Source organism: Candidatus Methylopumilus planktonicus, from assembly GCF_000981505.1.
GTDB lineage: Bacteria > Pseudomonadota > Gammaproteobacteria > Burkholderiales > Methylophilaceae > Methylopumilus > Methylopumilus planktonicus.
The window spans coordinates 197,833-213,807 of record NZ_LN827929.1 but is presented as its reverse complement, the minus strand read 5'-3'; the positions used below and the strand labels follow the sequence as shown (position 1 = coordinate 213,807).

General features: G+C 38.8%; 27 protein-coding genes and 2 pseudogenes. All 29 read right to left on the bottom strand.

Annotated elements, in window-relative coordinates:
- Positions 1 to 9: 9 nt before the first annotated feature.
- Complete coding sequence (gene rpsD, locus BN1208_RS01205; protein ID WP_046487017.1) at positions 10 to 639, bottom strand: 30S ribosomal protein S4; 630 nt, start codon at positions 637 to 639, stop codon at positions 10 to 12.
- Between the two features lie 42 nt (positions 640 to 681).
- Positions 682 to 1,074 (bottom strand): 30S ribosomal protein S11, encoded by a 393-nt coding sequence (rpsK, locus tag BN1208_RS01200; protein ID WP_046487015.1) that lies wholly within the window; start codon positions 1,072 to 1,074, stop codon positions 682 to 684.
- 20 nt (positions 1,075 to 1,094) lie between these two features.
- Complete coding sequence (gene rpsM / locus BN1208_RS01195; RefSeq protein WP_046487011.1) at positions 1,095 to 1,457, bottom strand: 30S ribosomal protein S13; 363 nt, start codon at positions 1,455 to 1,457, stop codon at positions 1,095 to 1,097.
- An 86-nt stretch (positions 1,458 to 1,543) separates the two neighbouring features.
- Entirely contained in the window at positions 1,544 to 1,657 is a 114-nt protein-coding gene (rpmJ, locus tag BN1208_RS07170) for a 50S ribosomal protein L36 (protein WP_082092808.1), read from the bottom strand.
- Positions 1,658 to 1,690: 33 nt separating this feature from the next.
- A complete protein-coding gene (gene infA, locus BN1208_RS01190) occupies positions 1,691 to 1,909 on the bottom strand; it encodes a translation initiation factor IF-1 (RefSeq protein WP_046487009.1) in 219 nt (72 codons plus the stop codon).
- 10 nt (positions 1,910 to 1,919) lie between these two features.
- A complete protein-coding gene (gene secY, locus BN1208_RS01185) occupies positions 1,920 to 3,242 on the bottom strand; it encodes a preprotein translocase subunit SecY (RefSeq protein ID WP_046487007.1) in 1,323 nt (440 codons plus the stop codon).
- 10 nt (positions 3,243 to 3,252) lie between these two features.
- Positions 3,253 to 3,690: a 50S ribosomal protein L15 gene (gene rplO, locus BN1208_RS01180; RefSeq protein WP_046487005.1), complete on the bottom strand. Its 438-nt coding sequence runs from the start codon at positions 3,688 to 3,690 to the stop codon at positions 3,253 to 3,255.
- 9 nt (positions 3,691 to 3,699) lie between these two features.
- Positions 3,700 to 3,903, bottom strand: coding sequence for a 50S ribosomal protein L30 (gene rpmD, locus BN1208_RS01175; RefSeq protein ID WP_046487004.1), 204 nt, complete (start codon positions 3,901 to 3,903; stop codon positions 3,700 to 3,702).
- Between the two features lie 4 nt (positions 3,904 to 3,907).
- Positions 3,908 to 4,420: a 30S ribosomal protein S5 gene (gene rpsE, locus BN1208_RS01170; protein ID WP_046487002.1), complete on the bottom strand. Its 513-nt coding sequence runs from the start codon at positions 4,418 to 4,420 to the stop codon at positions 3,908 to 3,910.
- 26 nt (positions 4,421 to 4,446) lie between these two features.
- Entirely contained in the window at positions 4,447 to 4,800 is a 354-nt protein-coding gene (rplR, locus tag BN1208_RS01165; RefSeq protein ID WP_046487000.1) for a 50S ribosomal protein L18, read from the bottom strand.
- A gap of 10 nt (positions 4,801 to 4,810) precedes the next feature.
- Entirely contained in the window at positions 4,811 to 5,344 is a 534-nt protein-coding gene (rplF, locus tag BN1208_RS01160; protein ID WP_046486998.1) for a 50S ribosomal protein L6, read from the bottom strand.
- A gap of 11 nt (positions 5,345 to 5,355) precedes the next feature.
- Positions 5,356 to 5,751, bottom strand: coding sequence for a 30S ribosomal protein S8 (rpsH, locus tag BN1208_RS01155; protein WP_046486996.1), 396 nt, complete (start codon positions 5,749 to 5,751; stop codon positions 5,356 to 5,358).
- A 15-nt stretch (positions 5,752 to 5,766) separates the two neighbouring features.
- Complete coding sequence (gene rpsN / locus BN1208_RS01150) at positions 5,767 to 6,072, bottom strand: 30S ribosomal protein S14 (protein ID WP_046486995.1); 306 nt, start codon at positions 6,070 to 6,072, stop codon at positions 5,767 to 5,769.
- Between the two features lie 9 nt (positions 6,073 to 6,081).
- Entirely contained in the window at positions 6,082 to 6,621 is a 540-nt protein-coding gene (gene rplE, locus BN1208_RS01145) for a 50S ribosomal protein L5 (RefSeq protein WP_046486993.1), read from the bottom strand.
- Between the two features lie 8 nt (positions 6,622 to 6,629).
- Positions 6,630 to 6,947: a 50S ribosomal protein L24 gene (gene rplX / locus BN1208_RS01140; protein WP_046486990.1), complete on the bottom strand. Its 318-nt coding sequence runs from the start codon at positions 6,945 to 6,947 to the stop codon at positions 6,630 to 6,632.
- A 10-nt stretch (positions 6,948 to 6,957) separates the two neighbouring features.
- The gene (gene rplN / locus BN1208_RS01135) at positions 6,958 to 7,326 is read right to left on the bottom strand and encodes a 50S ribosomal protein L14 (protein ID WP_046486987.1); all 369 of its coding nucleotides are present in this window, start codon (positions 7,324 to 7,326) and stop codon (positions 6,958 to 6,960) included.
- A gap of 163 nt (positions 7,327 to 7,489) precedes the next feature.
- On the bottom strand, positions 7,490 to 7,756 hold the full coding sequence (rpsQ, locus tag BN1208_RS01130; RefSeq protein WP_046486984.1) for a 30S ribosomal protein S17: 267 nt from the start codon (positions 7,754 to 7,756) through the stop codon (positions 7,490 to 7,492).
- 2 nt (positions 7,757 to 7,758) lie between these two features.
- Positions 7,759 to 7,953: a 50S ribosomal protein L29 gene (rpmC, locus tag BN1208_RS01125; RefSeq protein ID WP_046486982.1), complete on the bottom strand. Its 195-nt coding sequence runs from the start codon at positions 7,951 to 7,953 to the stop codon at positions 7,759 to 7,761.
- 1 nt (position 7,954) lies between these two features.
- Positions 7,955 to 8,371 carry a 50S ribosomal protein L16 gene (rplP, locus tag BN1208_RS01120; RefSeq protein WP_046486979.1) on the bottom strand — a complete coding sequence of 139 codons (417 nt, stop codon included), beginning with the start codon at positions 8,369 to 8,371 and terminating at the stop codon, positions 7,955 to 7,957.
- The gene (rpsC, locus tag BN1208_RS01115) at positions 8,355 to 9,152 is read right to left on the bottom strand and encodes a 30S ribosomal protein S3 (protein ID WP_046486972.1); all 798 of its coding nucleotides are present in this window, start codon (positions 9,150 to 9,152) and stop codon (positions 8,355 to 8,357) included. The genes rplP and rpsC overlap by 17 nt, the downstream gene beginning before the upstream one ends.
- 11 nt (positions 9,153 to 9,163) lie before the next feature.
- Complete coding sequence (gene rplV, locus BN1208_RS01110) at positions 9,164 to 9,499, bottom strand: 50S ribosomal protein L22 (protein ID WP_046486970.1); 336 nt, start codon at positions 9,497 to 9,499, stop codon at positions 9,164 to 9,166.
- Between the two features lies 1 nt (position 9,500).
- A complete protein-coding gene (rpsS, locus tag BN1208_RS01105) occupies positions 9,501 to 9,776 on the bottom strand; it encodes a 30S ribosomal protein S19 (protein ID WP_046486969.1) in 276 nt (91 codons plus the stop codon).
- Positions 9,777 to 9,781: 5 nt separating this feature from the next.
- The gene (gene rplB, locus BN1208_RS01100; RefSeq protein ID WP_046486966.1) at positions 9,782 to 10,615 is read right to left on the bottom strand and encodes a 50S ribosomal protein L2; all 834 of its coding nucleotides are present in this window, start codon (positions 10,613 to 10,615) and stop codon (positions 9,782 to 9,784) included.
- Positions 10,616 to 10,624: 9 nt separating this feature from the next.
- Entirely contained in the window at positions 10,625 to 10,936 is a 312-nt protein-coding gene (rplW, locus tag BN1208_RS01095) for a 50S ribosomal protein L23 (RefSeq protein WP_046486961.1), read from the bottom strand.
- On the bottom strand, positions 10,933 to 11,559 hold the full coding sequence (gene rplD, locus BN1208_RS01090; protein ID WP_046486959.1) for a 50S ribosomal protein L4: 627 nt from the start codon (positions 11,557 to 11,559) through the stop codon (positions 10,933 to 10,935). The genes rplW and rplD overlap by 4 nt, the downstream gene beginning before the upstream one ends.
- Positions 11,559 to 12,203: a 50S ribosomal protein L3 gene (rplC, locus tag BN1208_RS01085; RefSeq protein WP_046486957.1), complete on the bottom strand. Its 645-nt coding sequence runs from the start codon at positions 12,201 to 12,203 to the stop codon at positions 11,559 to 11,561. Before rplC ends, rplD begins: the two co-directional genes overlap by 1 nt.
- Positions 12,204 to 12,297: 94 nt before the next feature.
- A complete protein-coding gene (gene rpsJ, locus BN1208_RS01080; protein WP_046486954.1) occupies positions 12,298 to 12,606 on the bottom strand; it encodes a 30S ribosomal protein S10 in 309 nt (102 codons plus the stop codon).
- Positions 12,607 to 12,658: 52 nt separating this feature from the next.
- Positions 12,659 to 13,852: pseudogene (tuf, locus tag BN1208_RS01075) on the bottom strand (elongation factor Tu).
- 23 nt (positions 13,853 to 13,875) lie between these two features.
- Positions 13,876 to 15,965, bottom strand: a pseudogene (gene fusA / locus BN1208_RS01070) (elongation factor G).
- Positions 15,966 to 15,975 lie beyond the last annotated feature (10 nt).

The following is a 15,975-nucleotide window of genomic DNA, read 5'->3' as shown; positions in this document are numbered from 1 at the left end:
CTTATTTAATTATTTCGAATAAAGCTCAACAACGAGCGATTCATTAATTGTTGCTGGCAAATCATCGCGTAGCGGTTTGTTTTTAAACGTACCCTTAAGACCTTTTACGTCAACTTCAATCCACTCAGGAAAACCTCTTTGCTCTGCAGCTTCAATTGAACCTTTAATTCTTAATTGTTGCTTAGATGCTTCTGCGACTGATAGAACATCACCCGGCTTAACTTGATATGAAGGGATGTTCACTCTTCGGCCATTTACTAGAAGACTGTTGTGTCTTACAATTTGTCTTGCTTCTGTTCGTGAAGCGCCGATACCCATTCGGTAAGCAACGTTATCTAATCTACACTCTAAAAGCTGTAGAAGATTTTCACCGGTAATGCCTTTTTTTCTATCCGCTTCAGCGTAATAACTTCTAAACTGTGCTTCTAAGATTCCGTAGATTCTTCTGAGCTTTTGTTTCTCTCTTAATTGAACGCCATAATCTGATAAGCGGCTCGCTCTTCTTTGTCCGTGTTGGCCAGGAGGAAAATTACGCTTTTCAATAGCGCATTTGTCAGTAAAACATTTCTCGCCTTTGAGAAAAAGTTTTTCGCCTTCTCTTCTACATTGACGACATTTAGGATCTAGATTTCTTGCCAAAATAACTCTCCTGTTTCAATGAGCAATTCAATGCTCAACTTATTAAATTCTTCTTTTCTTAGGTGGACGGCAACCATTGTGTGGCACTGGTGTCACATCTTGAATGCTCGTGATTTTAAATCCTGCAGCATTAAGTGCACGCACTGCAGATTCTCTTCCAGGACCTGGTCCTTTAATCTTTACTTCAAGATTTTTTACACCGCACTCTTGAGCCGCTTTACCTGCTGCCTCAGCTGCAACCTGCGCTGCAAAAGGTGTACTTTTTCTTGAGCCTTTAAATCCAGCACCGCCAGATGTTGCCCAAGACAATGCATTACCTTGTCTGTCTGTAATTGTGATGATTGTGTTATTGAAAGATGCGTGAATGTGAGCAATACCTTCTGCCACATTTTTCTTAACTTTCTTTTTTACACGAACATTAGCTTTTGTTGCCATAAATAATCCTTAAACCTTTTTTATTTAGCCTGTTTAATTGCTTTAACAGGGCCTTTTCTTGTTCTTGCATTAGTTTTAGTTCTTTGGCCTCTTACTGGAAGACCTCTTCTGTGTCTTACGCCTCGGTAACAGCTAAGATCCATCAATCGTTTAATGTTCATTGTGACTTCTCTTCGTAAGTCACCTTCAACCTTAATTTTCGCAACTTGATCACGAAGCTTTTCCACGTCAGCATCGTTCAAATCTTTTAATTTAGCAGTCGCAATGATTCCTGCCGCAATACAGATCTTCTTTGCGGTGTTTCTTCCAACGCCATAAATTGCTGTTAAAGCAATTTCTGCATGTTGATGATCGGGTACATTCACCCCAGCAATACGGGCCATAACTTACTCCAAAAAAAATGGCAAATTAAATAAAAAGCCTTATATTTTAACAGGTTGTTGAATTTTTAACAATTAACAACCCACCCTTATCCTTGTCGTTGCTTATGTCGAGGATCTGAGCAAATTACTCTCACAACACCTCTTCTTCTAACAACTTTACAGTTTCGGCATAATGTTTTTACGGATGCGCGAACTCTCATTTTTATACCTCTTAAATTTTAATTAAATATTACTTATTTAACCCTGAACGTAATTCTTGCCCTGGTTAAATCATAAGGTGTCATTTCTACCGTCACCTTATCTCCTGGAAGAATACGAATATAGTTCATACGCATTTTTCCTGATATATAACCCAATACAATATGGTCATTTTCCAACTTAACTCTAAAAGTTGCATTTGGAAGATTTTCTATAATCTCCCCCTGCATCTCAATCGTATCTTCTTTTGCCATTGATTAAAGGCTATCTAAGCGCATTAGCGCCGCCTTTAAAGTTAGCTTTCTTAAGTAATCCCTCATACTGATATGACATCAGATGAGATTGAACCTGGGTCATAAAATCCATCGTCACTACTACAATAATTAATAACGATGTACCTCCAAAATAAAAAGGAACATTAAACTTAAGTATTAGAAACTCTGGCAATAAACATACAAGCGTTATATACACAGCACCTACTAAAGTTAATCTACCCATAATTTGGTCGATATATTTTGCTGTTTGCTCTCCCGGTCTAATACCAGGAACAAACGCACCGCCTTTTTTCAAATTATCTGCTGTCTCCTTTGGATTAAAAACCAAAGCGGTGTAAAAAAAGCAGAAAAACACTATCGCTACTGCGAATAGAAAAATATAAATAGGCTGTCCTGGTGAAATCGCAGCTCCAACATCCTTAAGCCACAACATTTTTTCACTAGATCCAAACCAACCAGCTAAAGTCGCTGGAAATAAAATAATGCTTGATGCAAAAATAGGTGGGATGACACCCGCCATATTTAGTTTTAAAGGCAAATGAGAGGTTTGGCCCCCATATAGCTTGTTGCCAACTTGTCTTTTCGCATAGTTAACAGTGATTTTTCTCTGGCCTCTTTCAACAAAAACCACCAGCGCTGTTACTAAAATAGTTGCCGCAAACAAGAAGAAAACTAATGGTATTGAAAATGCACCCGTTCTAGCTAGCTCAAGTGTACTTCCCAATGCACTTGGCAATCCAGCCACAATACCTGTGAAAATAATAATTGAGATACCGTTACCAATACCTCTTTCAGTGATTTGCTCGCCTAACCACATAAGGAACATTGTTCCACTGACTAAAGTTACAACTGATGTGAGTCTAAAAGCCAATCCCGGATCAAGTACTAACCCTGGTTGAGACTCAAGCGCAATTGAGATTCCAAGCGCCTGAAATGCGGCTAACATCACTGTGCCGTATCTCGTATATTTTGTTATTGATCTTCTACCTGCTTCGCCTTCTTTTTTTAACTGTTCAAGCTGAGGCGAGACTACAGTTAATAATTGCATAATGATCGATGCAGAAATGTAAGGCATGATCCCTAATGCAAATAAGGTGAATCTACTTAGCGCACCTCCAGAGAACATATTAAACATTCCCAAGATGCCACCGCTTTGTGAATCAAATAATTTTTTAAGCTCAAGCGGATCAATCCCAGGTACTGGAATATGAGCGCCAAGTCTATAAACAATAATGGCACCTAAAACAAACAATATGCGATTTTTTAATTCGCTTGTCTTACCTAAAGCACCTAATAAATTATCTTGAGCCAAAATTAAATTCTCAAACTTCTACTACTTTTCCGCCAGCCGCTTCAATCGCAGCTCGAGCGCCCTTAGTTAGCAATAAACCTTGGATTGTTAATTTTCTTTTCACTTCGCCAGACAAATATACTTTTGCTGTCTTTGCATTATCGGAAATTAATTTTGCCGCTTTTAATACGAGCAAATCAATATTGTCTGACTCAACTAAATTGAGTTCATTTGTTCTAACGCGTGCAGTTAATTTTTGTGTTAATGATTTAAATCCACGTTTTGGAAGACGTCTTTGAATCGGCATTTGACCGCCTTCAAAACCGACTTTATGGAATCCACCAGCTCTGGATTTTTGTCCCTTATGGCCACGTCCAGCTGTTTTTCCAAGACCGGAACCAATACCTCGGCCAACACGTCTTGCTACTTTTTTAGAACCAACTGCTGGTTTTAATGTATTTAGTTTCATAATTTCTCTTTATATCTTTTCGACTTTAAGTAAGTAATTCACTGCATTAATCATGCCTCGAATCGCAGGAGTGTCTTGCAACTCAACTGTATGATGTATTCTTCTAAGACCTAATCCTTTCACCGTTGCCCGATGAGGTTCAGTTCTACCAATTAAACTTTTAATTAATGTAACTTTTAAACCAGCTGTAATTTCTTTTTTTATTTTTGCCATTTGATTAGCCTCTAATTTCTTCTACTGATTTACCGCGTTTAGCAGCAATTTCAGCCGGTGTATTCATTGATTCAAGTCCATTCAATGTTGCTCTGACAACATTATATGGATTCGTTGATCCAATACATTTTGCTAAAACATTAGTAATGCCCATTACTTCGAAAATCGCTCTCATAGCGCCACCAGCAATAATACCAGTACCTTCTGAAGCGGGCTGAATGAATACTTTTGCAGCGCCATGCTCGCCTATTACTGCATGTTGCAAGGTGCCATTATTTAGTTTTACTTTGAGCATGCCTCTTCTAGCTTCGTCCATTGCTTTTTGAACGGCCACAGGCACTTCTCTTGCTTTTCCTTTTCCCATACCAACTGAACCGTCTCCATCACCTACAACAGTTAACGCAGCGAAGCTCATGATTCGGCCGCCCTTAACTACTTTAGTAACCCGGTTAACAGCAATCATTTTTTCTCTTAAACCGTCTGTTTGCGTTTGTTGATTTTCTAAATCTTTTGCCATGTTTTGACCTATTTAAATTATTGGGGTTAGAAAGATAAGCCGTTTTCTCTAGCAGCATCTGCTAAAGCTTTAACTCTGCCATGATAGCGATAACCTGATCTATCAAATGCCACATTTGTAATTCCGATTTTTTTTGCTTTTTCAGCTATACGTTTGCCTATTTGAGCTGCTGCCTCAATATTGCCGCCATTCTTTAAAGTTTTTTTAATGTCTGCTTCAAGTGAAGAGGCACTTGCTAAAACTTTATTCGCGCCAGCACTTATGATTTGGGCGTAAATGTTTGTATTTGTTCTGTGAACACTGAGTCTTGTCACTTGAAGCTCAGCGATTTTTGCTCGTGTCTTCTTGGCGCGACGTAAACGGGGATTTGTATTATACATATCTCAACCTTTATTTTTTCTTAGTTTCTTTGATAATTACGTTCTCATCTGAATAACGAACGCCTTTACCTTTATATGGCTCTGGTGGTCGATACGCTCTAATTTGAGCAGCAACTTGACCTATTAATTGCTTATCAGAACCTTTTAAAATAATTTCAGTTTGACTTGGCGTTTCAACTTTAATGCCTTCAGGCATTTTGTAATTAACGGGATGTGAAAAACCTAAATCGAGATTAAGATTTGCACCTTGCGCCTGAGCTTTATATCCAACACCAATTAAAGTTAGTTTTCTTACGAATCCTTCAGAAACACCTTTCATCATGTTTGCAACAAGTGCACGCATTGTGCCAGCCATTGCATTTGCTTGCTGAGATTCATCAGCAGCTGCAAATGTAATTACTTGACCGTCATTATTTAATTTAACGTTAGATGTAATGAACTGATTTAATTTGCCCATCGGCCCACTAATTGAAATATTCAAATCATTAATTGAAACCTCTACTTTAGGAGGAATCGTTACGGGTGCGTTAGCTATACGTGACATATATTCTCTCCTTAAGCCACATAGCAAAGCACTTCGCCGCCAATACCTGCAGCCTTTGCTTTTCTATCTGTCATAACTCCCTTAGATGTTGACACGATTGCCACACCAAGACCATTCATTACTTCTGGAATACTTTGGCTTGCTTTATAAACTCGTAAACCTGGCTTACTTACTCTTTCAATTTTTTCAATAACAGGTCTGCCGGCGTAGTATTTCAATTCAATATTTAATACTGGCTTGCCTTGCACTTCGTGTTCAGCAAAATTCTCGATATAGCCTTCATCTTTTAAAACGTTTGCGATAGCTTTTTTTAATTTAGATGCAGGCATGGTGATAGATACTTTATTAGTACCTTGACCATTCCTAATTCTGGTTAGCATATCGGCAACTGGATCGCTCATACTCATATTATTTTTCTCCTATTACCAACTTGCTTTAATCACGCCAGGCACTTCGCCTCGCATCATTAAATCTCTTAATTTACTTCGACCAATCCCGAACTTACTGTAGACGCCTCTTGGACGACCTGTTAGAGAACAACGATTTCTTAATCTAACTGGACTTGAATTACGGGGTAAACTTTGTAACTTCTGTCTCGCTTCTTGTTTTTGCTCTGAAGATGCGTTTATATCTAAGATAATTTGATTTAAAGCAGCACGTTTGGTCTTAAATTTTTCAACCATATTACGTCGTTTTAATTCACGTTCTATCATGCACATTTTAGCCATAGTCTAAACCTAGTTTCTAAATGGAAAACTAAACGCAGATAACAATGCTTTTGCTTCTTCGTCAGTTTTAGCTGTCGTTGTAATTGTGATATTCATCCCTCTTAATGCGTCGATTTTATCGTATTCAATTTCAGGAAAAATGATCTGCTCTTTAACACCCATATTGTAATTTCCACGACCATCAAATGATCTAGCAGAAATCCCTCTAAAGTCTCTAATTCGCGGAATAGCAACTGTCACAAGTCGATCTAAAAATTCATACATACGATCTCTTCGAAGAGTCACTTTGCAACCTACCGGATAATCGTCACGAATCTTAAATGCTGCCACTGATTTTTTAGCTTTAGTGACAATAGCTTTTTGCCCAGCAATTTTTTCCATGTCGCCTACAGCGTGTTCCATGATCTTTTTGTCAGCTACTGCTTCACCTACACCCATATTTAAAGTAATTTTTTCAATTCTGGGGACTTGCATTGGTGATGAATAACCAAATTGGTCAGTCATTTTTTTAATGACTTCTGTTTTATAAAATTCTTTTAATCGAGCCATTTCTTTTCCTATGCGTCAACTGCTTCGTTGTTTGATTTAAAAACACGGATTTTCTTGCCATCATCTAATTTTTTAATTCCGACTTTGTCAGCTTTTTGAGTCAAGTTATTAAGTAAAGCAACGTTAGAAATATTAAGTGGCATTTCTTTGCCGACTATTCCACCTTGAATATTTTTAGCAGGATTAGGTTTTGTGTGCTTCTTTACCATGTTTAAACCTTCAACCACAACATGCCCTGTTTTAAGAACGCTTAAAACAACGCCTTGTTTGCCTTTGTCTTTGCCTGTATTTAAAATGACTTTGTCACCTTTACGAATTTTATTCATCCGTATACTCCTATAAAACTTCTGGTGCTAATGAAACAATCTTCATGAACCGTTCTGTTCTCAATTCGCGAGTTACAGGTCCAAAAATACGTGTTCCAATAGGTTCTAATTTAGCGTTTAAAAGAACGGCGGCATTTGCATCAAATTTAATTAACGAACCATCTGGTCTTCTAACGCCTTTTGCTGTTCTCACAACAACTGCGGTATAAACCTCTCCTTTTTTGACTTTGCCTCTAGGAGCTGCGTCTTTAATACTTACTTTGATAATGTCACCAATACTTGCGTAACGTCGTTTTGAGCCGCCCAATACCTTAATGCACATTACTGAGCGTGCGCCAGTATTGTCAGCAATTTCTAATCTTGACTGCATTTGAATCATGAGTTTATCTCCAACTTAATCCGTTATTACTAAGGCCAGCTTTTAAATTAGCCGATATACTACGGTCAGTATTGGGGGGTTAGCTTATAAACTTAATAGTTTATGAACCCCAAAAAAGTCTCGCATTATAAGCTATTTGTTTCTTATTCTCAACTTCTTATATCTAAACCTGAACTGCCTTTGTAACTATTTTACTAACGACCCATGATTTAGTTTTTGAAATAGGGCGGTTTTCTGTAATAACGACCAAATCACCCTCTTTACTTTCATTTTTTTCATCATGTGCATGAAATTTATTTGACTTAACAATTACCTTGCCAATCAAAGGATGCTTTACTTTTCTTTCAACCAATACAGTGACTGTCTTATCCATCTTGTCGCTAACAACTCTGCCCGTAAAGGTTCTAATAACTTTTTTTGTATCAGTCATATTTAAGCCTGTTTAACTTTCTCGCCAAGAACTGTTTTAACTCTTGCGATATCACGTTTAATTTTCGCAATTTGATCAACCTTGTTTAATTGTTGGGTTGCCAATTGCATTCTTAATGAGAACTGAGCTCTTCTTAACTCTAATAACTCGGTACCTAATTCTTCGGTTGTCTTTTTTCTTAAATCAGCTGTTTTCATATTAGCCTCCGATATGACGAGTAATAAAGGTTGTTTCAATTGGAAGCTTAGCTGCTGCTAATTTAAATGCTTCTCTCGCTAATGCTTCAGTTACTCCATCCATCTCATACAACATTTTTCCAGGCTGAATTTGAGCTACGTAGTATTCGGTACTGCCTTTACCGTTACCCATACGAACTTCAGCAGGTTTTTTTGAAATTGGTTGATCGGGGAATATACGAATCCATACTCGGCCACCACGCTTAATGTGGCGTGTCATCACTCGACGCGCAGCTTCTATCTGACGAGCTGTTAGACGTCCTCGTCCAATAGCTTTCAAACCGAAATCACCGAAACTTACTTTGTTTCCTGTTGTTGCAATGCCTTTGTTTCGGCCTTTTTGCATCTTACGAAATTTTTGTCTAGCCGGTTGTAACATCTTTAGCCCTCGACTTTCTCACTTTTTTTTCTGGTTCTTTTGCTACTGTTTCATCTTTTTTGATTCTTGGTTTTCTGAGTTTTTTTTCTTCTTCAGTTTTTTCAACTGCTGGATTTACAGCAAATAATGTCTGTGAAGTTCCTTTTGTGTTGTCTACGAATAATTCACCTTTAAAGACCCAAACTTTTATGCCAATAATTCCATAGGTTGTTTTCGCTTCAGCCACGCCGTAATCTATATCAGCTCTTAATGTATGAAGAGGCACTCTGCCTTCTCTATACCATTCTGTTCTTGCAATCTCAATACCATTTAATCTGCCAGCGCTCATAATTTTGATACCTTGAGCACCTAACCTCATTGCATTCTGCATTGCTCTTTTCATAGCGCGTCTAAACATCACACGTTTTTCTAATTGCTGGGCAATACTTTGTGCAATTAATGTTGCATCGATCTCTGGTTTACGCACTTCTTCAATATTCAAATGAACTGGAACGCCCATAAGCGCCTGTACACTTGATCTTAATGTTTCAATATCTTCACCTTTTTTTCCAATTACAATACCAGGCCTTGCTGAGTAAATTGTAATCTTTGCATTTTTAGCTGGTCGCTCAATAACAATTTTACTTACTGCAGCGTTTGCTAATTTTTTGTTTAAAAATTCTCGTACCTTAATGTCATTGTTCAACATTGCAGGAAAATTTTTACTATTAGCATACCAACGCGATGTCCAATTTTTTTGAACACTTAAGCGGAAACCAATTGGATGAATTTTTTGACCCATATTTTTTCTCTTTAGTTGCCGACCGTCACTTTAATGTGACAAGTTGGTTTTGTTATTTTCCCTGCACGGCCTTTAGCACGAGCACGGATACGTTTTAAAATAATGCCTTTATCCACATAAATTGTTTTAATAAACAATTCATCTATATCAGCCCCATTATTATGCTCAGCATTTGCAATTGCAGACTCTACAACTCGCTTAATAATTTCTGCACCTTTTTTTGGGCTGAAATTAAGAATATTAAGCGCGTAATCTACTTTTTTTCCCCTGACTAAATCAGCAACTAATCTTGCTTTCTGAGGAGATAAACGAACGCCTTTTAGAATCGCTGAAACTTCGGTAGCCATTTTATACCTTAGCCTTTCTGTCAGCAGCATGACCTTTAAAGGTTCTTGTTAAAGCGAATTCACCTAATTTATGTCCAATCATATTTTCTGTAATCATTACAGGTATATGTTGTTTTCCATTATGAATTGCAATGGTAAGACCGATAAAGTTAGGTAAGATTGTTGATCTTCTTGACCAGGTTTTAATTGGCTTACGATCGCGATTACCTGAGGCAACCTCAACTTTCTTAGCCAAATGTGCATCAATGAATGGTCCTTTTTTAACTGAACGTGCCATATCTATTACCTCTTATTCGCTGGACGACGACTGACGCGCATATTGTCAGTACGTTTATTTGTTCTTGTTCGATAGCCTTTAGTTGGAGTCCCCCAAGGGCTTACTGGATGCATACCAGCCGCAGTTTTTCCTTCACCACCACCATGTGGGTGATCAACAGGATTCATAACTACACCGCGCACTGTTGGTCTAACGCCTCTCCATCTCATAGCACCTGCTTTACCAATAGATCTGAGAGAATGTTCTTCGTTACCGACTTCACCTAAAGTTGCTTTGCAATCTACATGCACTTTTCTTACTTCGCCTGAACGAAGTCTTAGTTGAGCATATGTACCTTCTCTTGCTAAAAGCTGTACGGAAGTTCCTGCAGAGCGCGCTATTTGCGCACCTTTACCAGGTTGTAATTCGATACAGTGGATAGTACTACCTACAGGAATGTTTCTTAATGGCATAGCATTACCATTTTTAACAGGCGCTTCGGAGCCGCTTATTAACTCGGCACCAACAGCCACACCTTTTGGAGCAATAATGTATCTTCTTTCACCGTCTGCGTATAAAAGAAGTGCAATATTTGCTGTTCTATTTGGATCGTATTCAAGATGCTCTACTTTTGCTGGAATGCCATCTTTATTTCGTTTGAAATCAATCATGCGATAATTTTGTTTATGACCGCCGCCATGATGACGAATTGTAATAACACCGCGACTATTTCTTCCGGCATGCTTATTCTTTTTTTCAACTAAAGGTGCGAAGGGTTTGCCTTTGTGTAGGTCTGGATTGACAACCTTAACAACTGCGCGCCTTCCTGGGGAGGTTGGTTTTACTTTAACTAAAGCCATTTTTTATCCTTATTCACCGCTCGCAAAATTAATCTCTTGGCCTGGCTTAAGACTTATATAAGCCTTTTTCCAATCATTTCTTTTACCAAATGAACGGCCTGCTCTTTTTACCTTACCGCCTACATTGAGTAATGTCACAGCCTTCACTTCAACTTTAAACATTAATTCAACAGCAGCTTTAATTTCTGATTTGGTCGCATCAGTTCTTACTTTAAATGCCACTTGATTATGTTTGTCAGCAATGAATGTTGCTTTCTCAGTAATTTGTGGCGCTAAAATAACCTGAATAATACGATCTTGTGTATGAACTATTTGACTCACGCTAGCATCTCCTCAAGTTTTTTAAGTGCGCCAGCTGTGGCAACAACATTTGGAAACTGAACTAAACTTACTGGGTCAGCATATTGCGCTTCTACAACCATAACGTTAGTTAAATTTCTTGATGATAAATATAAATTTTCATCAAATGCATCTGTTAAAACTAAAACGCCTTGCGTATATCCCATATCTTTAATTTTATCGACAAGTTGTTTTGTCTTTGGGGTCTCTAATTTAAACTCCTCAACAATACTTAACCTTTCTTGCCTTACTAATTCAGACAAAATAGATCTCATACCAACGCGATATGCTTTTCGATTCATTTTGTGAGAGAAATTTTCATCAGGTGAATTTGGAAATGTTCTACCACCTCCTCGCCATATAGGGCTTGAAGTCATACCAGAACGTGCATTACCTGTACCTTTTTGTGCGTAAGGTTTACGAGTACTGTGTTTTACAGTGCCTCTGGTTTTTTGTGAGCGAGTTGCAACGCGAGCATTAGCCATGTATGCCACAACTAACTGATGAACAAGAGCCTCATTAAATTCACGACCAAATGTTGCATCAGAAACTGTGACGCTTTTCTTAGCGGATTTTCCGTTTTTATCGAGTAATTTTAATTCCATTATTTGCTCACTTTCACAGCTGCGCGAACTAAAACGTCGCCGCCTTTGGAACCTGGAACTGCACCTCTAATTAGGATTAGATTTTTTGAAGTGTCAACACGAACAATGACTAAGTTCTGTGTAGTAACTCTCACAGCGCCCAAATGACCGGACATGCGCTTACCTGGGAATACTCGGCCTGGATCTTGAGCCATACCGATTGAACCTGGAACATTATGTGATCTTGAGTTACCGTGTGATGCTCGATTTGATCTGAAATGATGTCTTTTAATAACACCAGCATAACCTTTACCAATTGATGTACCTGTAACATCAACAAGCTGGCCTTCTTTGAAGTTTTCTACGGTGATATTTGTACCTAAAGGGAAATTCGCTACATCTTCTTCTTTGATTGCAGTTTCGTGTAAGCCAATACCAGCTGTTACACCTGCTTTAGCGTAATGTCCTGTAAGTGCCTTATCAAGCTTGGTAGCTTTTGTCGCACCATAGGCTAATTGGAGGCTAGTATAGCCGTCCGAAGCGATTGTTTTGATCTGTGTCACGCGGTTAGGTAAGACTTCAAGAACTGTTACAGGAATGCTAGTACCATCCTCTGTAAACACCCTTGTCATACCAACTTTGCGACCAATAAGCGCTAAGCTCATGATCGTATCCTTAAATTATTATTATTAAACGAAACCGATTACAATTGACCGATTTCTGCAAAGAGCGCAGAATTATACCTAACGCTTTAAAATTTTACAACTTAATTTCTACATCAACTCCAGCAGCCAAATCCAGTTTCATTAAAGCATCTACTGTTTTGTCTGTAGGATCAATAATGTCCATCAATCTTTGATGAGTTCTTATTTCAAATTGATCTCGCGACGTTTTATTGACGTGCGGTGATCTTAAAATATCAAATCTTTCGATTCGAGTAGGAAGCGGAACAGGACCCTTAACAACAGCCCCCGTTCTTTTAGCTGTTTCAACGATTTCTTGGGCTGATTGATCGATTAAACGATAATCAAACGCCTTTAAACGTATACGAATTTTCTGACTTTGCATTTTTTACTACCTTTCCAAAGAGCGAATACCTTACGGTATTAATTTTAAAAAACTATTCAATCACCTTAGCAACAACACCGGCACCTACTGTGCGGCCACCTTCACGAATCGCAAAACGTAAGCCTTCTTCCATCGCGATTGGTGCAATGAGTGTTACTGTGATTGATACGTTGTCACCTGGCATTACCATTTCTGTGCCTGCTGGTAAATCAACAGCGCCTGTAACATCTGTTGTTCTGAAGTAGAACTGTGGGCGGTAACCATTGAAGAATGGTGTATGACGACCACCTTCATCTTTACCAAGCACATAGATCTCTGCAGCGAATTTTGTATGTGGTGTGATTGAACCTGCTTTAGCTAATACTTGACCACGTTCAACTTCTTCACGTTTTGTACCACGTAACAACACACCTACGTTGTCGCCTGCTTGACCTTGGTCAAGTAACTTACGGAACATTTCAACGCCTGTACATGTTGTTTTGAGTGTAGGTTTGATACCTACGATTTCAATTTCATCACCTACTTTAACAATGCCGCGCTCAATACGACCAGTCACTACAGTACCGCGACCTGAGATTGAGAACACGTCTTCAACTGGCATTAAGAATGCACCATCGATTGCACGTTCTGGCATTGGTATATAAGAATCAAGTGCTTCAGCTAATTTAAAAAATTGATGGCTCACCAATTTCAGATTGGTCGCCTTCGAGTGCTAATTTTGCAGAACCTATGACGATCGGTGTTTTTGTCGCCTGGGAAGTCATACTTCGTTAAAAAGATCACGCACTTCCATTTCAACGAGCTCTAATAATTCTTTGTCATCCACCATGTCTGCTTTATTTAAGAAGACCACAATGTAAGGTACGCCTACTTGGCGAGCTAACAGGATATGTTCACGTGTTTGAGGCATTGGGCCGTCAGCTGCTGAACATACAAGGATTGCGCCGTCCATCTGCGCTGCACCTGTAATCATATTTTTAACATAGTCAGCATGGCCTGGGCAGTCAACGTGCGCATAATGGCGATTTGCTGTTTCGTATTCTACGTGTGCTGTATTAATTGTAATACCACGCGCTTTTTCTTCTGGCGCCGCATCAATTTGATCGTAAGCCTTAGCTTCTCCGCCAAATTTCTTAGCAAGAATCGTTGTGATTGCCGCTGTAAGTGTTGTCTTACCATGGTCAACGTGACCAATTGTGCCAACGTTCACATGGGGTTTGGTACGTTCAAATTTGCCTTTTGCCATAATGTTATCCTCAGATTTTTAACTTATTTTTTATTAACGACTGCTTCTGCTACGTTTCTTGGTGCTTCTGTGTAATGCTAAATTCCATCGAATATGTTGCTCTACCTTGAGATAGGGAACGCATGGTTGTTGAATATCCAAACATCTCTGCTAATGGAACTTCAGCGCGAACGACTTTGCCAGATGCATTATCTTCCATACCTTGAATCATGCCACGTCTAGATGACAGGTCACCCATCAAATCACCAAAATAATCCTCAGGTGTTTCTACCTCAACTGCCATCATAGGCTCAAGAAGGATTGGATCTGCTTTACGCATTCCGTCTTTAAATGCCATCGAAGCTGCCATTTTAAATGCATTTTCATTTGAGTCAACATCATGGTATGAACCATCAAATAGAGTTACTTTAACGTCTACAACTGGATAACCGGCGACTACACCAGCAGGAAGTGTTTCTCGTAATCCTTTTTCAACCGCAGGAATGAACTCACGAGGCACTGATCCACCTTTAATTGCATCAATAAATTCGAAACCTTTGCCCGGTTCATTTGGCTCCATTTTGAGCCATACATGACCATATTGACCTTTACCGCCAGATTGCTTTACAAATTTACCTTCAATTTCAACCGGTTTCTTGATAGCTTCCCTATAAGCCACTTGTGGCGCACCTACATTAGCTTCAACACCAAATTCTCTTCTCATTCGATCTACAAGAATTTCTAAATGAAGCTCACCCATACCTGAAATAATTGTTTGATTTGTTTCTTCATCTGTCTTCACTCTAAATGAAGGATCTTCTTGAGCAAGTCTATTTAAAGCTATACCCATTTTCTCTTGATCGGCTTTTGTTTTAGGTTCAACTGCAACGTGAATAACAGGCTCAGGGAAAATCATTCTTTCAAGAACAACTTCATTATTAATATCACATAAAGTGTCGCCTGTTGTTGCTTCTTTGAGTCCCACAGCTGCTGCAATATCGCCAGCACGAACTTCTTTCAATTCTTCACGCTGATTTGCGTGCATTTGAAGAATACGGCCAATACGTTCTTTACGGCCTTTAATTGGGTTATAAATGGTATCGCCTGATTTAATAACGCCTGAATATACGCGGAAGAAAATAAGCTGACCTACAAAAGGGTCTGTCATGATTTTAAATGCTAACGCTGAGAAAGGCTCATCATCAGAGGCTTTACGAGTTGTAGGTTGGCCTTTGGCGTCTTCACATACGAGCGCTGCAACATCAGTAGGAGCAGGTAAATACTCAATCACTGCATCCAACATAGCTTGCACGCCTTTATTTTTAAAGGCTGATCCGCATAACATAGGTACGATTTCAAAATTAATCGTTCTAATGCGCAAACCTTTTTTGATATCTTCATCGCTTAAATCACCAGTTTCCAAATATCTATTCATTAGCTCTTCATTGGCTTCAGCGGCTGCTTCAAGCATTTTTTCCCGCCATTCTTTACATGTATCAACTAAATCTGCAGGAATATCGCGATAATCAAATTTCATTCCTTGAGATGATTCATCCCAATAAACAGCTTTCATTTTAATAAGATCAATAACACCTTCAAATTTTTCTTCAGCACCTATAGGAACTTGAAGTGCAATTGGATTAGCTTTTAAACGTAAACGCATTTGATCGTAAACTTTAAAAAAGTTTGCGCCGGCTCTATCCATTTTATTTACGAAAGCAAGACGCGGAACTTTATATTTATTTGCTTGACGCCATACCGTTTCTGACTGGGGCTGAACGCCACCTACCGCACAGTAAACCATACAAGCGCCATCAAGAACTCGCATTGATCGTTCAACTTCAATAGTGAAATCAACGTGTCCTGGGGTATCAATAATATTGATTCGATGCTGGTCAAATTGACCTGCCATACCCTTCCAGAAACAAGTTGTTGCAGCTGAAGTAATAGTAATTCCTCGTTCTTGCTCTTGCTCCATCCAATCCATAGTTGCGGCACCATCGTGCACTTCACCAATCTTATGGTTTACCCCTGTGTAAAAAAGAATACGCTCAGTTGTTGTAGTTTTACCTGCATCAATATGAGCACTAATTCCTATATTTCTATATCGATTAATGGGGGTTATACGAGCCACTTTAGAATTA

What these genes read in the sequence shown, in the direction of transcription:
- rpsK (WP_046487015.1), bottom strand. Translation starts at nt 1,074, where the DNA reads ATGGCAACAAAAGCTAATGTTCGTGTAAAAAAGAAAGTTAAGAAAAAT.
- rpsM (WP_046487011.1), bottom strand. Translation starts at nt 1,457, where the DNA reads ATGGCCCGTATTGCTGGGGTGAATGTACCCGATCATCAACATGCAGAA.
- rpmJ (WP_082092808.1), bottom strand. Translation starts at nt 1,657, where the DNA reads ATGAGAGTTCGCGCATCCGTAAAAACATTATGCCGAAACTGTAAAGTT.
- infA (WP_046487009.1), bottom strand. Translation starts at nt 1,909, where the DNA reads ATGGCAAAAGAAGATACGATTGAGATGCAGGGGGAGATTATAGAAAAT.
- rplO (WP_046487005.1), bottom strand. Translation starts at nt 3,690, where the DNA reads ATGAAACTAAATACATTAAAACCAGCAGTTGGTTCTAAAAAAGTAGCA.
- rpmD (WP_046487004.1), bottom strand. Translation starts at nt 3,903, where the DNA reads ATGGCAAAAATAAAAAAAGAAATTACAGCTGGTTTAAAAGTTACATTA.
- rpsE (WP_046487002.1), bottom strand. Translation starts at nt 4,420, where the DNA reads ATGGCAAAAGATTTAGAAAATCAACAAACGCAAACAGACGGTTTAAGA.
- rplR (WP_046487000.1), bottom strand. Translation starts at nt 4,800, where the DNA reads ATGTATAATACAAATCCCCGTTTACGTCGCGCCAAGAAGACACGAGCA.
- rplF (WP_046486998.1), bottom strand. Translation starts at nt 5,344, where the DNA reads ATGTCACGTATAGCTAACGCACCCGTAACGATTCCTCCTAAAGTAGAG.
- rpsH (WP_046486996.1), bottom strand. Translation starts at nt 5,751, where the DNA reads ATGAGTATGAGCGATCCAGTTGCCGATATGCTAACCAGAATTAGGAAT.
- rpsN (WP_046486995.1), bottom strand. Translation starts at nt 6,072, where the DNA reads ATGGCTAAAATGTGCATGATAGAACGTGAATTAAAACGACGTAATATG.
- rplE (WP_046486993.1), bottom strand. Translation starts at nt 6,621, where the DNA reads ATGGCTCGATTAAAAGAATTTTATAAAACAGAAGTCATTAAAAAAATG.
- rplX (WP_046486990.1), bottom strand. Translation starts at nt 6,947, where the DNA reads ATGAATAAAATTCGTAAAGGTGACAAAGTCATTTTAAATACAGGCAAA.
- rplN (WP_046486987.1), bottom strand. Translation starts at nt 7,326, where the DNA reads ATGATTCAAATGCAGTCAAGATTAGAAATTGCTGACAATACTGGCGCA.
- rpsQ (WP_046486984.1), bottom strand. Translation starts at nt 7,756, where the DNA reads ATGACTGATACAAAAAAAGTTATTAGAACCTTTACGGGCAGAGTTGTT.
- rpmC (WP_046486982.1), bottom strand. Translation starts at nt 7,953, where the DNA reads ATGAAAACAGCTGATTTAAGAAAAAAGACAACCGAAGAATTAGGTACC.
- rplP (WP_046486979.1), bottom strand. Translation starts at nt 8,371, where the DNA reads ATGTTACAACCGGCTAGACAAAAATTTCGTAAGATGCAAAAAGGCCGA.
- rpsC (WP_046486972.1), bottom strand. Translation starts at nt 9,152, where the DNA reads ATGGGTCAAAAAATTCATCCAATTGGTTTCCGCTTAAGTGTTCAAAAA.
- rplV (WP_046486970.1), bottom strand. Translation starts at nt 9,499, where the DNA reads ATGGCTACCGAAGTTTCAGCGATTCTAAAAGGCGTTCGTTTATCTCCT.
- rpsS (WP_046486969.1), bottom strand. Translation starts at nt 9,776, where the DNA reads ATGGCACGTTCAGTTAAAAAAGGACCATTCATTGATGCACATTTGGCT.
- rplB (WP_046486966.1), bottom strand. Translation starts at nt 10,615, where the DNA reads ATGGCTTTAGTTAAAGTAAAACCAACCTCCCCAGGAAGGCGCGCAGTT.
- rplD (WP_046486959.1), bottom strand. Translation starts at nt 11,559, where the DNA reads ATGGAATTAAAATTACTCGATAAAAACGGAAAATCCGCTAAGAAAAGC.
- rplC (WP_046486957.1), bottom strand. Translation starts at nt 12,203, where the DNA reads ATGAGCTTAGCGCTTATTGGTCGCAAAGTTGGTATGACAAGGGTGTTT.
- rpsJ (WP_046486954.1), bottom strand. Translation starts at nt 12,606, where the DNA reads ATGCAAAGTCAGAAAATTCGTATACGTTTAAAGGCGTTTGATTATCGT.